Below are 18,076 nucleotides of genomic sequence, written 5' to 3'. Positions count from 1 at the left end.
CCGCCCCTCGCTGCCTCGGCGAAGGTATGCGATTGACGGCCGGGGGCGCGGATACGGCACCATGGACACCTGGTCTGCGTTTCCGCCGACCGATTTCGACTCCTGGAAGGATTCTCAGTGCTCCGCACGCATTCCGCAGGTTCGCTGCGCCGCGCCGACGCGTCGCAGACCGTCACCGTCGCCGGGTGGGTCGCACGCCGACGCGACCACGGTGGCGTGGTCTTCATCGACCTGCGCGACGCCACCGGACTGGTCCAGGTGGTCTTCCGCGACGAGTCGGTCGCGCCGGCCGCCCACCGTCTGCGCGCCGAGTACTGCGTCACCGTGACGGGCGTCGTCGAGGTGCGTCCCGAGGGCAGCGAGAACCCCAACCTGAGCTCCGGCGAGATCGAGATCAACGCCGTCGAGCTCGAGGTCCTCAACGAGTCCGCGCCGCTGCCGTTCCAGCTCGACGAGTCGCCGGGCGAGGAGGCGCGCCTGCGTCACCGCTACCTCGACCTGCGGCGTGCGGGGCCCAGCGCGGCGCTCCGCCTGCGGTCCAAGGCGAACGCGGCGGCGCGCGGCGTGCTCGCCGCCCACGACTTCACCGAGATCGAGACGCCCACGCTGACCCGGTCGACGCCGGAAGGGGCACGTGACTTCCTGGTGCCGGCGCGCCTGCAGCCCGGCACCTTCTACGCCTTGCCGCAGAGCCCGCAGCTGTTCAAGCAGCTGCTGATGGTCGCGGGCATGGAGCGGTACTACCAGATCGCGCGCTGCTACCGCGACGAGGACTTCCGCGCCGACCGGCAGCCGGAGTTCACCCAGCTCGACATCGAGATGAGCTTCGTCGACCAGGACGACGTCATCGCTGTCGCCGAGGAGATCCTCGTCGCGCTGTGGAAGCTCATCGGCGTCGACATCACCACCCCGATCCCGCGGATGACCTACGCCGATGCGATGCGCCGATTCGGTTCGGACAAGCCGGATCTGCGCTTCGGTATCGAACTCGTCGAGTGTGCCGAGTACTTCAAGGACACCCCGTTCCGCGTGTTCCAGGCACCGTACGTCGGAGCGGTCGTCATGCCCGGCGGTGCGTCGCAGCCGCGCCGCCAGCTCGACGCATGGCAGGAATGGGCGAAGCAGCGCGGGGCACGCGGTCTGGCGTACGTCCTCATCGCCGAAGACGGGACCCTCAGCGGGCCGGTCGCCAAGAACCTCTCCGAGGAGGAGCGCTCCGGTCTGGCCGCGCATGTCGGCGCGGAGCCGGGTGACTGCGTGTTCTTCGGTGCGGGAGAGGTGAAGTCGACCCGCGCCCTGCTCGGTGCCGCGCGCGGTGAGATCGCCTCGAAGCTCGGGCTCATCAAGGACGGGGACTGGGCGTTCACCTGGGTGGTGGACGCGCCGATGTTCGAGCCGGTTGCCGACGCGACCGCGTCCGGCGATGTCGCACTGGGACATTCGGCCTGGACCGCAGTGCACCATGCGTTCACCTCACCCAAGCCGGAGTCGATCGACGCCTTGGAGTCCGATCCGGGTTCGGCCCTGGCCTACGCCTACGACATCGTGTGCAACGGCAACGAGATCGGCGGCGGATCGATCCGTATCCATCGGCGGGACGTGCAGGAGCGCGTCTTCGAGATCATGGGCATCGGCCACGACGAGGCGCAGGAGAAGTTCGGCTTCCTGCTCGACGCCTTCGCCTACGGCGCTCCGCCCCACGGCGGCATCGCCTTCGGCTGGGACCGCATCACCGCCCTGCTCGCCGGCGAGTCGTCCATCCGCGAGGTCATCGCGTTCCCCAAGTCGGGTGGCGGCGTCGACCCGCTGACCGACGCCCCCGCGGCGATCACCCCGCAGCAGCGCAAGGAATCGGGGATCGACGCCAAGCCCGCACCGCGGGGTGGCGCCGACCAGAAGGACGCCGACCAGAAGGACGCCGGGAGCACTGCCTGAGCCGAAAAACGGTGGGCCGACGTGACTTCGGCCACCGCGGCCCCGGTCCGGTACTAGTCACCCGGCGCCTGGAGGTCATCTGTGATGAGATCTCCACCATGGCGCACAGCGGTGGGATCGAGTCGGCTGCCGGAACCGTGGTGACGGGCGCCGGCGGGGAGTTCCGCCGGTGACGATCAAGGTTGCCCTCGAGCATCGGACGGTGTACTCGTTCGACCGGGCGACCAAGATCTACCCCCACGTCGTCCGCCTGCGTCCGGCGCCGCACTCGCGCACACCGATCGAGGCGTACTCGCTCACCGTCGACCCCGGTGAGCACTTCCTGAACTGGCAGCAGGACGCGTTCAGCAACTATCTGGCGCGCCTGGTGTTCCCGGAACCCTCGACCACCCTCGGGATCACCGTGAGTCTGGTCGCGGACCTCACCGCGATCAATCCGTTCGACTTCTTCATCGAGGAGTGGGCCGAGTTCTACGGCTTCGACTATCCGGCCGAGCTGCGGCGCGACCTCGAGATCTTCCTCCGGCCGGCCGGGGTCACCGACGGTGAATTCGCCGGTGCGCCGGTGCATCCGGAGATCGCGAGGTTCGCGGCAAAGCACCGGCCGGCCGGCCGCACGCGGGTCATCGACTTCCTGGTGCGCCTCAACGCCGCGGTGCGCGACGCCGTCGGCTACACCGTCCGCCTCGAGGCCGGCGTGCAGTCGCCGGAGTACACGCTCTCCAGTGCCATCGGTTCCTGCCGGGACTCGGCCTGGTTGCTGGTCGCCCTCCTCCGCGAACTCGGGTTCGCGGCACGCTTCGTGTCCGGATACCTCGTCCAGCTGACCTCGGACGTGAAGTCGCTCGACGGTCCGTCGGGTCCCGACGCCGATTTCACCGACCTGCACGCGTGGACCGAGGTGTACCTCCCCGGGGCCGGTTGGGTCGGACTGGATCCGACGTCGGGTCTGTTCGCCGGCGAGGGGCACATCCCCTTGGCGGCCACCCCGCATCCGGTCGGCGCCGCACCGATCACCGGTTCGACCGGCCCGTGCCACGCCACTCTGGATTTCACCAACACGGTCACGCGGTTCCACGAGGACCCACGCGTCACGCTGCCCTACACCGCGGAGCAGTGGGGCCGGGTCACCGACCTCGGCGCGCTGGTCGACGAACGGATGGAACGCAACGACGTACGCCTGACGATGGGCGGCGAGCCGACGTTCGTGTCCATCGACAACCAGACGGACCCGGAGTGGCGCACCTTCGCGGACGGTCCGCACAAACGGTTGCTGGCCGGGCGGCTGGCCGACCGCCTCATGACGGCGTACGCGCCGGGCGGCCTGATGCGGCGCAGCCAGGGCAAGTGGTATCCCGGTGAACCGCTGCCGCGGTGGCATCTCGAACTGATGTGGCGCGCCGACGGTCTGCCGATCTGGCGGAATGCGGAGTTGCTCGCCGACCCGTGGGCGACGCCGGACGACTGTGCCGCGGCGATCGACCGCGAGACCCACGGCCCGAACCCCGACGACCTCGGCGACCCCGGCCCGGCACGGGAACTGCTCACCGCCTTCGCGACGCGACTGGGACTTCCGATCGCCCAGGTCGTGCCGGCCTACGAGGACCCGCTGGTCCGGATGCGGGAACTCGCCGCGATGCCGCCCGGTGACCCCGGAACCGACCCCACCCTGCCCGCCGCACGGTCGTTCGCGCAGGCCGAGATCGCCGTCGACGCCGATTCGGCGGACGGCGACGACGACGAGAGCCTCGCTCCGACAACGGATTCCGTCCGACGCAGACGAGCCCTGATCGAGCGGCTCGACGCCGCCGTCACCCAGCCGAGTGCGCACGTGTTGCCGCTGAGCCGCTCGGAGGACCGGACCGCGTGGCAGAGCGCGGTGTGGACGACCCGGCGGGGACGGATCGTGCTGACCCCCGGCACCTCGCCGGCCGGCTTGCGGCTGCCGCTCAACTCGCTGTCGTGGGGTCCGGCCCCGACGCTGTTCGAAGCCGATCCGTCCGCACGCCACGACGACCTGCCGACCGACCCGTCGGCGGCGCTGGGGCACACCGTCCGCGAGGTGGACCCCGCGCAGTTCCTGCCCCGGACCGCCCTCGTCGCCGAGGTCCGCGGCGGCGTGGTCCACGTGTTCATGCCGCCGACCTCGACCCTGGAGGAGTATCTCGCGATCGTCGAACTCGTCGAGGACGCCGCCGCCACGGTGTCGACGCCGGTCGTCGTCGAGGGGTACGGACCGCCCGCCGATCCGCGACTCGTCTCGTTGTCGGTGACCCCGGACCCGGGGGTTGTCGAGGTCAACATCCAGCCGACCGGGAGTTTCGCCGAGCAGTCCGAGCTGCTCGAATCGCTCTACGACCATGCCCGACAGGTGCGGCTGGGCACCGAGAGCTTCGACCTCGACGGGAGCCACGGTGGCACGGGCGGCGGCAACCACATCACCCTCGGCGGCGTCACGCCCGCCGATTCGCCGATGCTGCGCCGCCCCGACCTGCTGGTGTCGATGCTGACCTACTGGCAACGTCATCCCGCGCTGTCGTACCTGTTCTCCGGCCGGTTCATCGGCACCACCTCGCAGGCGCCGCGCGTCGACGAGGGCCGGGAATCCGCGCTGTACGAGCTGGAGATCGCCTTCGCCGAGATCGATCGGCTCGCGGTCAAGGACGCCGTCGGCGGACGGTTCGACGGCGCGCCCCCGAACCCCTGGGTCACCGACCGGGCGCTGCGGCATCTGCTCACCGACATCACCGGCAACACGCACCGGGCCGAGTTCTGCATCGACAAGCTCTACAGTCCCGACTCGGTGCGCGGCCGGCTGGGCCTGCTGGAGCTGCGGGCGTTCGAGATGCCGCCCCACCACCGGATGGCGATGGTGCAGTCGCTGCTGGTGCGGAGCCTGGTGTCGTGGTTCTGGGAGAAGCCCTACCGGGCCCGGTTGATCCGCCACGGCGGCGACCTACACGGCAAACATCTGTTGCCGCACTACGTCATCGCCGACATCGCGCTGGTCGCCGAGGAGCTCCGCGAGGCCGGCTATCCGTTCGAGACCGCCTGGCTGGACCCGTTCACCGAGTTCCGCTTCCCGCGTCTGGGGACCGTCCAGATCCGGGACCAGGAGATCGAGCTGCGCGGTGCCATCGAGCCGTGGAACACGTTGGGGGAGGAGGCAACCGGAACGGGAACGGCCCGGTACGTCGACTCCTCTGTCGGGCGCGCGCAGGTGCGCGTCCTGGGTGGTGAGGACGATCGTTACCTGTTGACTGCAACGGTTTCCCGATCCCACTGCGTGCCACCGGTCGCACCGGTGAACGCGTCGCCGGCATCCGGTTCCGGGCCTGGCAGCCGCCGAGCTCGCTGCACCCGACGATCACCATCGACACCCCGCTCACCTTCGACCTGATCGACACGGTCAACGGCCGATCGGTGGGCGGTGCCACCTACCACGTCGTGCATCCCGGAGGACGTGCCTACGATCGGCCGCCGGTGAACGCGGTCGAGGCCGAGTCCCGGCGCAACGGGCGGTTCGAGGCGGCCGGTCACACGACCGGCACCGTCGACGTCGGGCTGTTGCGCGAACGACAGTCCCGGCAGGCCACCGACTTCGGGGTGCCCGGGATCCTCGACCTCCGGCGGGCACGTACAGTTCTTCGGTGACCTCTTCGCCGGGCAACGCTTCCGCGGTGTTCGACCGCTACCGCGCCGAGGGCCACACTCTCTTCGATCCCGACCGTCTGACCCGTCTGGCCGCATCCGCGGACCGGCCGGCCGACTCCTACGACGAGCTCCTGGAAGCCGACGGCGCGATCCGTCCGGCGTGGGCCGACCTGGCCCGCATCTACCAGCTGCGCGGTCCGGACCGCCTCCGCGACTCCGCGGCCCGGCTGGCCGCAGCGGTCAGCGACGACGGCGTGGTCTACAACGAGTTCGACGGGCAGCACACCGTGACCCGCGACTGGGATGTCGACGCGGTGCCGCTGGTGATCGACGGCGTCGAATGGGCCGAACTCGAGAAGGCCATCACGCAGCGGTCGATGCTGCTCGACCTGCTCCTGCGTGACCTCTACCGCGATCAGAAGACGATCGCGGCCGGTCTGGTCGCGCCCGAGATGGTCTTCGGCCATCCCGGTTACATCCGCAAGGCCGCCCGACTGGAGGTCGCCGGGCCGCACGCGCTGTTCCTGCACGCGGTCGACATCTCGCGTACTGCTGACGGCCGGTTCGTTGCCTACCGGGACCGCACCCAGGCGCCGTCGGGGATCGGATACGCGATCGTCGGGCGGCGGCTGATGTCGAAGACCTTCCCGCAGCTGTTCCAGGCGTGCGCACCGCGGCCGATGACCACCTTCGCCGGCACGATGCGGCTGGCACTCACCGAGTACGCGCCGCCCGGGGTCGACGACCCGACGGTGGCGGTCCTCAGCCCCGGCAGCATGTCCGAGACCGCCTTCGACCAGGCCTATCTCGCGTCGGTGCTCGGCTTCCCCCTCGTCGAGGGCGCCGACCTCACCGTTCGGGACGGCGCGGTCTACATGCGCTCGCTGGGTCGCTACAAGCGGGTGGACGTGCTGCTGCGACGGGTCGACGCCGCCTACTCCGATCCGCTGGACCTGCGGACGGACTCCCAGCTCGGCGTCGCCGGGCTGGTCGAGGCGATCTCGCGCGGCACGGTGACGGTCCTCAACACCCTCGGCTCGGGGGTGCTGGAGAACCCGGCGCTGCACACCGTGCTGGAACGTCTCGCGCCCGTCCTGCTCGACGAGGACCTGCGGCTGGGCTCGGTCACCACGTACTGGGCCGGAGATCCGTTGCAGCGCAGCCTGATCCGTGATCGTCTGGCCGCCCTGGTCCTGACGAACACGAGTACGGGGGAGGAGTTCATCGGCCCGTTGCTCGCCGCGACCGATCGCGCCGACCTCGCCGCCCGGATCGAGGCCCAGACCTGGCAGTGGGTGGCCCGCGAGCTCGAGGCGTTCTCGGTGGCCCCGACGATCATCCCCGGCAGCGGTTCCGGTGGACCGATCGCGACGCTGCGGGCGGCGCCGGTGTCGGTGCGCGCGTTCAGCGTGGCGCAGGGTCCCGGGTACGCGGTCATGCCGGGCGGCCTGGGGGCCGTTCTCGCCGACGGGGTCGCCGGCGCCGCCCACCACGTGGTGGCCGCCAAGGACGTGTGGGTCACCAGCACCGAGGTGGGCGGGCACGTGTCGCGGCGGTCGGAGACCCGCGGTGAGCCGGCCGGGGAGGTCGTCGCGGGCACGTCGGCGGGTCGCCCGGTGACCCGGGAGTACTCCGACGTCGCGGCCGCGGCCAGTCCGCGCGTCCTGGCGGACCTGTTCTGGCTGGGCCGCTACGGGGAGCGGACCGAGCTCGTGACCCGCCTGGCCAAGGTGTCCCGCGAGCGTTATCAGGACTTCCAGTACCGGCCGTGGATGTCGGGCACGCCGGCGGTACCGCTGCTGTTGCACGCGGTCGCCACGGTGACGGGCACCGCGCGCTACCTTGACACCGCCGACCTGCTGTTGCCGGGTTCGGACCGGCCGCCGTCACCCGATCAGGTCAACGAGGCGATCGAGAAGATCGCCGACCTGACCGTGTCGCGATCGGTGTCCGGGACCATCGCCTACTCGGTCGACCGGCTGATCAGCACGGTCCGGGCGGTCCGGGACCAGATGTCCACGAGCACCTGGATGGTGCTCGCGCCGGTCGAACGGATCATGGCGAGCACGACCCGGCTGGTCCTCCGGTCGCGCGCGGACGCCGGGGCGGGCGCCGCCGCGCTGGACCTCGGACCCGATCTGGCCCGCGCGCACGACGAGATCCTGCACGGTGTCCTGGCGCTGACCGGGCTGCAGGCCGAGTCGATGGTGCACGACCCCGCCTGGATGTTCATGGACGTCGGCCGACGCATCGAACGGGCCGTCACCCTCGCCGACCTCACGCTCGCGATGTTCGCCGACGCGCAGGACACCGACGTCGAGCAGGCGCTGCTGGAGTCTTACCTGGTGGCCAACGAATCGTCGGTGATCTACCGTCGCCGCAACCGCGGGCTGTATCAGGCGGCCAGTGTCGCCGAGCTGCTGCTGTTCGACCCGACCAATCCGCGATCGATGATCTTCTGCCTCGACAAGATGAACGCCGACCTGTCGTCCGTTCCGGAGACCCTGCGGTCGGCGGGCGCCGAACGGGCCGTGCAGGACATGATCGCCGAGTTGCGCCGCGGCGACCCCGCCGACCTCGTGCGGGTCGACGCCGACCGGAGGCGCCCGGAACTCGTCGAACTGATGACGACCCTGCGCACCGGGGCGCGTGAACTCTCCGACCTGCTCACCCGCACACGCTTCGCCACCCCGCGCCAGGCGCGACCGATCTGGGCCGGTGGGGAATCGTGACCACGCGCGTCTACCGTGTGCTGCACCGGACCAGCTACACCTACGACGACGACGTGTCGTCCTCGTACGGGCGCTGCCATCTGACCCCGCGCGACCTCCCCGGCCAGCGCGTGCACTCGACGTCGGTCGAGATCGAACCCGAACCCGACGACCGGTCGACGGGGCTCGACGTCTACGGCAACCACGACAGCTATTTCCACGTCCGGACTGCGCACCGCGAGCTGACCGTGACCGCGCGGTCGGTCGTCGAGGTGGATCCCGTGGACCCCGGCGTCCTCCTGAGTCCGGCGGCCCGGGGTCCGTGGGAACAGGCGCGACCGTGTGTGGTCGACGGGCGGGACAGCGCCCTGGCCGCCGAGTTCGTCCTCGATCTCGACCCGCCGGAGATCACCCCCGCGGTGCGCGACTACGCCGCCGGCATCTTCACCCCCGGTCGGCCGCTGGCGGAGGCGGTCATCGATCTGACGTCGCGGATCTTCACCGACTTCACCTACCGGTCCGGGTCGACGGCCATCTCCACCCGGGTCGACACCGTCCTGCAGCGTCGCGAGGGCGTCTGCCAGGACTTCGCCCGGATCGCGATCGCCTGTCTGCGGTCACAGGGTCTCGCCGCGCGGTACGAGTCGGGATATCTCGCGACCGAGCCGCCGCCCGGCAAGGAAAAGGTCTTCGGTGCCGACGCCAGTCACGCCTGGGCGGCCGTCTGGATGCCCGACGGCCGCTGGCTGTCGTTCGATCCGACCAACGACAAGCTGGTCGACGAACGCCACGTCACACTGGCGTGGGGGCGGGATTACGACGACGTGCCGCCTCTCCGAGGGGTCATCTACACCGATTCCACGAAGAGCCGGATCGACGTGTCGGTCGACGTCCGGCCGACAGATGACCTCACCGCGGGCTGAACCGGGCACATCGGACTCGCTTGCTCGGTAAGTCGCTGTGCCACAGTGTTTTCGTCGCACGTTTTCGGGCTATACCGGTAACGACGTGGTACAGATGGACGAACGCGCTGTTGCGACAACGTTGCAACGGGTAGGTTGGTTGGCGACATGACGGTCATTACGGAAAGCCGCATCACCAGCGTGGTGCGGGCGGCAGAGGCGCTGCTGTCACACCGCGCCGGATCAGCAGTGGTTCTCGACGATCCCGAGGACCTCGGCGGCAGCGGACGCACCACGGTCGTGCGGGTCCGCGTCGCCCAGAACCCCCTCAGCCTGGACCGCTCACTGGTGATCAAGGCCCTTCCCGAACACGAGGACCCACAGGCCTTCCACCGGGAGATCGCGTCGTACAAGTACGCGACCGCACTCCCGAACGAATCGCGCCCGGGGCCGCAGCTGATCGCCTCCGACACCGATCTCCGCATCATGGTGCTCTCCGACCTCGGCCACGGCCGGACGATGCTCGAGTACCTGGCCGGCGTCGACCCGGTCGAGACCTCACGTGCTGTCAGTGCCTGGGGCCAGGCACTCGGCCGGATGCACGCGGCGACGGTCGGTGGCGAGGGCGACTTCCTCGCGCTGCTGCGGCGCGGACCGTCGGGGATGCAGGGACGCGACATCCTGCGCGACGAGGCGTTGCGGTCGATCGACTCGGTGGTGGGGCACGCGGCCGCGCTCGACGTCGAGGTCCCCGAGCAGGTGGTGGAGTCGTTGCGTACCGCGGCGACGCTGTTCGACGAGGGCGATCACCGCGCATTCAGTCCGTCGGATGTCGGGCCCGAGAACATCCTGCTCAACGACGACGGCGTGCAGTTCATGGACTACGAGTGGGGCGGCTTCCGCGACGCCACCCTCGACATCGCCTACGCGCTCGTGACCATCACCGCGCAGCTTCCGCCCCGGACCACTGCCCGGGCCACCGACCTCGAGGTCTCGATGGTCGACGCCTGGCGCTCGGAGGTGCACTCGATCTGGCCGGCGCTCGCCCATGAGCGGGAGATGCAGCGCAAGGTGCTGCTCGCCCGTCAGCTGTGGGTGTGGCTGTCGACGGTGTGGATGCTGCCGAGCGACCCGCTGGCTCCCACCGGCCCGGACGCGGACGTCGAAGCGCCCGACTTCGAGCCGGCCGACGTCACTGCCGCCGGCTTCACGCATGACTGGGCGCTGCACACGAACGACCCCCGCGTGATCGTCAGCCGCTGGACCGACCTCGCCGCCGCCGCGGGACGCGCGGGCGACGAGGAGATCGCGGTGTTCGCGACCGCGATGGGCGTCGCGCTGCAACGCATCTGGCTGGCCTGACACGCTCGTGGACGGACTGTTCGACCCACCCGACCATCCTCGGGCCGGCTCCGACGGGCATGGCAGCGCCGGTGGTCTCACCGCGCCGCCGGCTCCGACCGCACCCCTGGCGGTCCGCATGCGGCCGCAGGCCCTCGACGAGATCGTCGGACAGCAGCACCTGCTTGGTACCGGTTCGCCGCTGCGCAGGCTGATCAGTGGCTCGGGCGCGGCGTCGGTGCTGCTCTACGGGCCGCCCGGAACCGGCAAGACCACCATGGCCTCGCTGATCGCGCGCGCCACCGGCGGCCGCTTCGAGGCCCTGTCCGCGCTGTCGGCGGGGGTCAAGGAGGTGCGCGCGGTCATCGACGTGGCCCGGCGCCGGCTCATCGGTGACGGCAAGAACGGCGGTCAGCAGACGGTCCTGTTCATCGACGAGGTCCATCGGTTCTCGAAGACCCAGCAGGACGCGTTGCTCGACGCCGTGGAGAACCGGATCGTGCTGCTCGTCGCGGCCACGACCGAGAACCCGTCGTTCTCGGTGGTCGCGCCGCTGCTGTCGCGGTCGCTGGTCCTGCAGCTGCGGTCGCTGACCGATGCCGACATCCGGGAGGTGCTGACCCGTGCGGTCGCCGACCCGCGTGGGCTCGACGGCAGGGTCGAGGTGACCGACGCCGCCTACGACCACCTCGTCGCGGTGTCCGGTGGGGACGCGCGCCGGGCGCTGACGGCGCTGGAGGCCAGCGCCGACGCCACCGACCGGATCGACCTCGCCGACGTGGAGACCGCGATCGACCGCGCCGCCGTCCGGTACGACCGGGACGGCGACCAGCACTACGACGTGACGAGTGCGTTCATCAAATCCATCCGGGGTTCCGACGTCGACGCCGCCGTCCACTATCTCGCCCGCATGATCGCGGCGGGGGAGGACCCGCGGTTCATCGCGCGGCGCCTCATGATCCACGCCAGCGAGGACATCGGCATGGCCGACCCGACGGCCCTGCAGACCGCGGTCGCGGCCGCTCAGGTCGTGAACCTCGTCGGGATGCCGGAGGCCAAACTCGCGCTCACACAGGCCACCATCCACCTCGCGACGGCACCGAAGTCGGCGGGCGTGGTGTCGGCGATCGGCGCGGCCCTCGCCGATGTCGGGTCGGGCAAGGCCGGCGCGGTTCCGGCTCATCTGCGTGACAGTCACTATCCGGGGGCCAAGAAGCTCGGTAGCGGTGTCGCATACCGCTATCCGCACGATGATCCCGACGGGGTTGTGCCACAACAGTATCCGCCCGACGACCTGGTCGGTCGGGACTACTATGAGCCCACCGACCATGGGCTGGAACGCGAAATCGGGCCGCGGGTCGCGAAGTTGCGATCGATCGTGCGTGGCGCGGTGTCGCGGCGCCGGTCGCGCTGACCGTCCGTGCTGGGCGTTTTCCCAGTGCAGAGTCCCTGCGCCCCCGGCGACTCGCCGACGGTAGGCTGGGATGTCGCGACAACAACGGCCGCTACCCGAACGGCTGGGACCACCAACGGCTAGGACGAAACCCACAGTGCAGACGCATGACATCCGGAAGCGCTTTCTGGACCACTTCATCAAGGCCGGGCACACCGAGGTGCCGAGCGCTTCGCTGCTCCTCGACGACCCCAATCTGTTGTTCGTCAATGCCGGCATGGTCCCGTTCAAGCCGTTCTTCCTGGGTGAGCAGACGCCGCCGTACTCGCGGGCGACCAGCGTGCAGAAGTGCGTCCGCACCCTCGACATCGACGAGGTCGGCATCACCACCCGCCACAACACCTTCTTCCAGATGGCGGGCAACTTCTCGTTCGGCGACTACTTCAAGCGCGAGGCCATCACCTTCGCCTGGACGCTGCTGACCAACAGCGTCGACGACGGCGGTTTCGGTATCGACCCGCAGAAGCTGTGGCCGACGGTCTATCTCGACGACGACGAGGCCGAGGCCATCTGGCGCGACGAGATCGGCGTGCCGGCCGAGCGCATCCAGCGACGGGGCATGAAGGACAACTACTGGTCGATGGGCGTCCCGGGCCCCTGCGGGCCGTGCTCGGAGATCTTCTACGACCGCGGACCCGAGTACGGCGTCGAGGGTGGGCCGGAGGCCGACGAGGACCGCTACATCGAGATCTGGAATCTCGTCTTCATGCAGAACGTCCGCGGTCCGGGGGGCGGCAAGGACAACTACGAGATCCTGGGCCCGCTGCCCAAGCAGAACATCGACACCGGCATGGGCGTCGAGCGCGTGGCCTGCATCCTGCAGGGCGTCGACAACGTGTACGAGACCGACCTGTGCAAGCCGATCATCGACCTCGCCGCGGAACTGTCCGGACGTGCATACGCCGCCGGTTCGCATGCCGACGACGTCCGGTTCCGCGTCGTCGCCGACCACGCGCGGACCTCGGCGATGCTGATCGGCGACGGCGTGCTGCCCGGCAATGACGGCCGCGGTTACGTCCTGCGCCGCCTGCTGCGTCGGGTCGTCCGGTCGATGCGGCTGCTCGGCGCCGGGAGCGAAGCGAGCGGGCCGGATCGGATCGGTACCGCCGACAACCAGCCGACCATGGGCACGATCATCGGCAAGGTCATCGACCTGATGTCACCGTCGTACCCCGAGCTGGAGACGCAGCGCCGGCACATCGTCGACGTGGCCGTGGGCGAGGAGACCTCCTTCTCCAAGACCCTGGCCGCGGGGTCGAAGCTGTTCGCCGACGCGGCGACCGCCACCAAGAGTGCGTCGCGTACGACCATCACCGGTTCCGACGCCTTCACGCTGCACGACACCTACGGCTTCCCGATCGACCTCACCCTGGAGATGGCCGCCGAGGCCGGTCTCTCGGTGGATCAGGAGGGCTTCACCGCCCTGATGGCCGAGCAGAAGCAACGCGCCAAGGCCGACGCGACCGCCCGCAAGACCGGGCACGCCGACCTGAGCGTCTACCGGGACTTCCTCGATCGCGGGCCGACCGAGTTCACCGGCTTCGACGAGCTGGTGTCGGAGGCGCGGGTGCTCGGCCTCGTCGCCGACGGCGCACGGCTGCCGGCGGCGTCGGCCGGCCAGGAACTGACGGTCGTCCTCGACCGCACCCCGCTCTACGCCGAATCCGGTGGCCAGATGGCCGACGTCGGCACCATCACGACCGGGTCGGGAGTGCGCATGTCGGTCACCGACGTGCAGAAGGTCGGCAAGTCGGTGTGGCTGCACAAGGTCCGCATCGACGAGGGGGAGATCGAGGAGGGCGACGAGGTCCTCGCAGCGGTCGACACCGCGTGGCGTCACGGCGCCACGCAGGGCCACTCCGGCACCCACATGGTCCACGCCGCGCTGCGCGAGGTCCTCGGCCCCGGCGCGACGCAGGCCGGTTCGCTGAACCGGCCCGGTTACCTGCGCTTCGACTTCAACGCCAGCGGCCCGGTGACCGAGGCCCAACGACGCGAGATCGAGGAGATCAGCAACGCCGCGGTCGAGGCGAACTATCAGGTCAACACGTTCGAGACGGGTCTGTCCGAGGCCAAGGCGATGGGCGCGATGGCGCTCTTCGGCGAGAACTACGGTGACGTCGTCCGCGTGGTGGAGATCGGCGGGCCGTTCTCCATGGAGCTGTGCGGAGGCACGCACGTGGCGTCGTCATCGCAGATCGGACCCATCACGCTGATCGGGGAGTCCTCGGTCGGGTCGGGTGTCCGGCGCGTCGAGGCCTACGTCGGCATGGACTCGTTCCGGTTCCTGTCGAAGGAGCGTGCGCTGCTGGCCGGCCTGGCGTCGTCGCTCAAGGTGCCGTCGGAAGAGGTGCCCGGCCGCGTCGAGCAGCTCGTCACCAAGCTGCGTGACGCGGAGAAGGAACTCGAGCGGGTACGTGCCGAGGCGGCCCGGGCCGCGGTGTCCGGTCTCCTCGACACGGCGACGACCGTCGGTGCCACCCTCGTCGTCGAGGGACGGGTGCCGGGCCTCGACGCCAACGGGTTGCGCTCGGTGGTGACCGACCTCCGCGGCCGGGTCGCCGACCGCCAGGCGGTGATCGCGCTGTTCTCGCCGAGCGGTGACGGACCAGATGCCAAGGTGCCGTTCGTGATCGCCACCACGGCGGCCGCCCGCGACGCCGGGATCAAGGCCGGTGACCTCGTCAAGGAGGTCGCACCGCTGGTCGGCGGTCGTGGCGGTGGCAAGCCGGACCTGGCCCAGGGCGCGGGCACCGATCCCGCGGGGATCGACGCGGCACTGACGCGAATCCGCGAGTTCGTCGCCTGATGCCGGATCCGCAACCCCGGACCGCCGGTCACCAACGGACCCGCGGGCGACTCCTCGGGATCGACGTCGGGAGCGTCCGCATCGGCGTCGCCGTGTGCGACCCGGACGGCATCCTCGCCACACCGGTGGAAACGGTGCGCCGAACCCCGTCGCGCACAGACGATCTCGACCGGATCGCGGCGCTGGTCGCGGAGTACGAGGCCGTCGGCGTGGTCGTGGGGCTGCCGAAGACGCTCAAGAACACTGCGGGGGCGGCGGCCGAGACCGCGCAGGATTTCGGGGACCGTCTCGCGACCCGGATCGACCCGGTGGCCGTGCACTGGCACGACGAACGTTTCACGACGGTGACCGCACAGCAGGCACTGCACGCCAGCGGGCGGACGGTGAAGTCCTCGCGCGCGGTCATCGACCAGGCCGCGGCGGTCGCTATTCTGCAGGGGTGGTTGGATGCGCGACGGTGAGTCAGGGGAGCCTCCGGTGACCGATGATCGGCGTCGCACCCGGCACCGAGACGGCCAGGGACGCCGTGCCGAGGGCATGGATCCCGAGCGTCTGCGGTATTTCACGCAGTCGGCCGACGGGTCGCCCCACACGCGGCACCGCCGCCGGCGTGCCGGTGGCGAGAATGCCGAACCGGCTCCCCGGCGCCCGGCCCCGCCGAATGTCCCGCCCGCCGAACAGGCGCGGCCGGTGTCCGGCACGCCCGGCCCCCGCGCGACGCCGGTCCGCATCCCGCCGGGGCAGCCGCCCACCCCGCCGCCGCCGGTGGCACCACCGCGGCCCGCTCCGCCGCAGCCTGGTCAGCCGCAGCCCGGTCCATCAACGGCTGCCGGGGGTCCGGTCGAAGACGACGTCGACACCGACTTCACCATGGCCCGTCCGGCCGCTCCGGCGCCTGCGGCCCGGGGTCCTCGCCCCGACGAATCTCGTCCTTTCCCGGACGATCACGCCGCGGAGGAGTTCACCGCTGCCGACTACGAGTCGGCGGGTTACGCGGCAGAACGCCACGACGCCGAGCTGTACGACACCGGTGGCCACGAGACCGGGCGCTACGAGACCGGGCGTTACGAGACGCCGGGCATTGCGCGCCCGATCCGCGACGACGATCGCGTCGCCCGACGAGACCGGCGGATCGACGAGCACGACGAGCACGACGACTGGTGGCCCGGCGCCGACGACACCGAACCCGACCAGCAACAGCGCCGTACGCAGCGCCGCAAGCGCAGCCGGGGCAAGCGTCGTGCGGTCCTCGCCGTCGCGATCGTCTTCATGCTCGCGCTGATCACCGGGGTCGGCTACTACGGTGTGCGCGCCACCGGCCTGCTCGAGTCGCGCAAGGACTACACCAACGCCGCCGGTTCCGGCGATGTCGTCGTCGACATCCCGGACAACTCCACGCTCGCCGACTTCGGCCGCATCCTCGTCGACGCCGACGTGGTGGGCAGCGTGCGGGCGTTCGTCGACGCCGCCGGTGGACAGCCGATGTCCGGCGGCCTCTACAAGATGCGCACCCAGATTCCGGCCACCACGGCCGTGGAGATGCTGACCGCCGACGGCGCCGTGCACCGCGTCGGGCGGGTGGTGATCCCGCCGGGGCTGCAGCTCGATTCGAAGACCGGTATCGACGGCAAGGTCACCCCGGGCATCTTCCAGCTCATCGAGAACGCCACGTCGTTCTCGTTCAACGGGCAGCAGGAGGGGGTGACGGTCGCCGACCTCGAGAAGGCCGCCGCCGAGACCACCCCGGCCGAGCTCGGTGTGCCCGAGTGGGCCGAACAGAACGTCGCCGAGATGACGGGCGATCACCGCCGGATCGAGGGGCTCATCGCGCCGACCACCTGGGAGCGCATCGAACCCGATCACACCGCCACGCAGATCCTGCGGGAGATGATCTCCAGCAGCGCGACGATGTTCGAACAATGGGGACTGCTCGACCGCAACAACTCCGGACTCGAGCCGTACGACACCCTGATCGCGGCGTCGATCGTCGAGCGCGAGGTCCGGCATGTCGAGGATGCGCCGAAGGTGGCGCGGGTCATCCGTAACCGCCTCGACCGCGACCAGCTGCTGCAGATGGACTCGACGCAGAACTACACCGCCGACATCACGAACATCGATGTCCACGGCGAGGCGTACAAGAACGACAACGAGTGGAACACCTACCGGTACAAGGGGTTGCCGCCCACGCCCATCGCGGCGGTCGGGGTGCCCGCCCTGGAGGCGATGCTCGACCCGGCACCGGGCGGATGGCTGTACTTCGTCACCGTCGATACCGCCGGGACCACGTTGTTCGCGAACACCTTCGAAGATCACATCCGCAACCGCCAGGTCGCCTGCCGCAACAAGCTGGTGGCCACCGGCTGCAGCCAGTGAGCAGCAGCGGACCCGCCATGAACACCGTGCCCGCCGGCATCCGCTCACCGCACGGTGACCACCGTCGGGCCGCGGTTCTGGGGTCGCCGATCACGCACTCGCGCTCGCCGCGTGTCCATCTGGCCGCCTACCGGGCACTCGGCCTCGTCGACTGGCGGTACGACCGGATCGAGTGCACCGCCGACCGTCTGCCCGAGATCGTCTCGGGAGCCGACGCCGACTTCATCGGGTTCTCGGTCACCATGCCCAACAAACGCGCTGCCCTAGAGTTCGCCACCGAACGCACCGAACGCGCCGAACTGGTCGGGTCGGCGAACACCCTGGTGCGCGTGGGGACCGGCTGGCGCGCGGACTGCACCGACATCGACGGCGTGTCGGGAGCGCTCACCGACCTCGCGGTCGACGTGGACCTCGCCGCCGGGACCTCGCCGGTCGCCGTGGTCGTCGGAGCGGGCGGCACGGCACTTCCGACCATCATGGCGCTCGCCGAGACGGGCATCACCGACGTCACGGTGGTCGCCCGCGACGCCGGCCGGGCCGCGCCCGTTCTCGAACTGTGTGAGCGGTTGGGGATGAACGGAGACGTCGTCCCCTTCGAACCCGCCGAGGCGCTGGACCGCCGGTGTCGCGAGTCCGCCGTCGTCGTGTCGACGGTGCCGGCCGACGCGGCCGCGGTCCTGACGCCGGCCGTGGCGCGGGCACGCAAGGTCGTGGACGTGATCTACGACCCCTGGCCGACTCCGCTCGCGTCCGCGGTCGACGCGGCCGGTGGAACCGTGGTCGGTGGTCTGGTCATGCTCGTCAACCAGGCATTCCGACAGGTCGAGCAGTTCACCGGGCTGCCCGCACCCCGCGACGTGATGGTCGCGGCACTCACCGCCGACTGATTCGGGCGAGC

At 70.3% G+C, this 18,076-nt stretch carries 9 protein-coding genes and 1 pseudogene; all 10 read left to right on the top strand.

Going from position 1 to position 18,076, the window contains the following annotated elements; translation table 11 throughout:
- Window positions 1-117: 117 nt before the first annotated feature.
- The 10 genes and pseudogenes from aspS to M4D77_RS10240 all read left to right on the top strand — a co-directional run bounded on the left by aspS (window position 118) and on the right by M4D77_RS10240 (window position 18,065).
- Entirely contained in the window at window positions 118-1,935 is a 1,818-nt protein-coding gene (gene aspS / locus M4D77_RS10285) for an aspartate--tRNA ligase (RefSeq protein ID WP_226513214.1), read from the top strand.
- A gap of 169 nt (window positions 1,936-2,104) precedes the next feature.
- A pseudogene (locus tag M4D77_RS10280) lies at window positions 2,105-5,589 on the top strand (DUF2126 domain-containing protein).
- The gene (locus M4D77_RS10275) at window positions 5,586-8,321 is read left to right on the top strand and encodes a circularly permuted type 2 ATP-grasp protein (RefSeq protein ID WP_226513215.1); all 2,736 of its coding nucleotides are present in this window, start codon (window positions 5,586-5,588) and stop codon (window positions 8,319-8,321) included. The pseudogene M4D77_RS10280 and the gene M4D77_RS10275 overlap by 4 nt, the downstream one beginning before the upstream one ends.
- Window positions 8,318-9,223 (top strand): transglutaminase family protein, encoded by a 906-nt coding sequence (locus M4D77_RS10270; RefSeq protein WP_226513216.1) that lies wholly within the window; start codon window positions 8,318-8,320, stop codon window positions 9,221-9,223. Before M4D77_RS10275 ends, M4D77_RS10270 begins: the two co-directional genes overlap by 4 nt.
- Window positions 9,224-9,370: 147 nt before the next feature.
- On the top strand, window positions 9,371-10,564 hold the full coding sequence (locus M4D77_RS10265) for a hypothetical protein (protein WP_068971407.1): 1,194 nt from the start codon (window positions 9,371-9,373) through the stop codon (window positions 10,562-10,564).
- A gap of 7 nt (window positions 10,565-10,571) precedes the next feature.
- Window positions 10,572-11,957, top strand: coding sequence for a replication-associated recombination protein A (locus tag M4D77_RS10260; RefSeq protein ID WP_226513217.1), 1,386 nt, complete (start codon window positions 10,572-10,574; stop codon window positions 11,955-11,957).
- A gap of 136 nt (window positions 11,958-12,093) precedes the next feature.
- A complete protein-coding gene (alaS, locus tag M4D77_RS10255) occupies window positions 12,094-14,805 on the top strand; it encodes an alanine--tRNA ligase (protein ID WP_226513218.1) in 2,712 nt (903 codons plus the stop codon).
- Complete coding sequence (ruvX, locus tag M4D77_RS10250; RefSeq protein ID WP_226513219.1) at window positions 14,805-15,266, top strand: Holliday junction resolvase RuvX; 462 nt, start codon at window positions 14,805-14,807, stop codon at window positions 15,264-15,266. Before alaS ends, ruvX begins: the two co-directional genes overlap by 1 nt.
- A complete protein-coding gene (gene mltG / locus M4D77_RS10245) occupies window positions 15,253-17,178 on the top strand; it encodes an endolytic transglycosylase MltG (RefSeq protein ID WP_226513220.1) in 1,926 nt (641 codons plus the stop codon). Before ruvX ends, mltG begins: the two co-directional genes overlap by 14 nt.
- Window positions 17,179-17,195: 17 nt before the next feature.
- A complete protein-coding gene (locus M4D77_RS10240) occupies window positions 17,196-18,065 on the top strand; it encodes a shikimate dehydrogenase (protein ID WP_259936146.1) in 870 nt (289 codons plus the stop codon).
- Window positions 18,066-18,076 lie beyond the last annotated feature (11 nt).

Source organism: Gordonia sp. p3-SID1431 (assembly GCF_025143765.1).
In the GTDB taxonomy this organism is placed as follows: Bacteria; Actinomycetota; Actinomycetes; order Mycobacteriales; family Mycobacteriaceae; genus Gordonia; species Gordonia hongkongensis.
The sequence above is the reverse complement of the archived record's forward strand: the minus strand, read 5'-3'. Positions and strand labels throughout refer to the sequence as shown.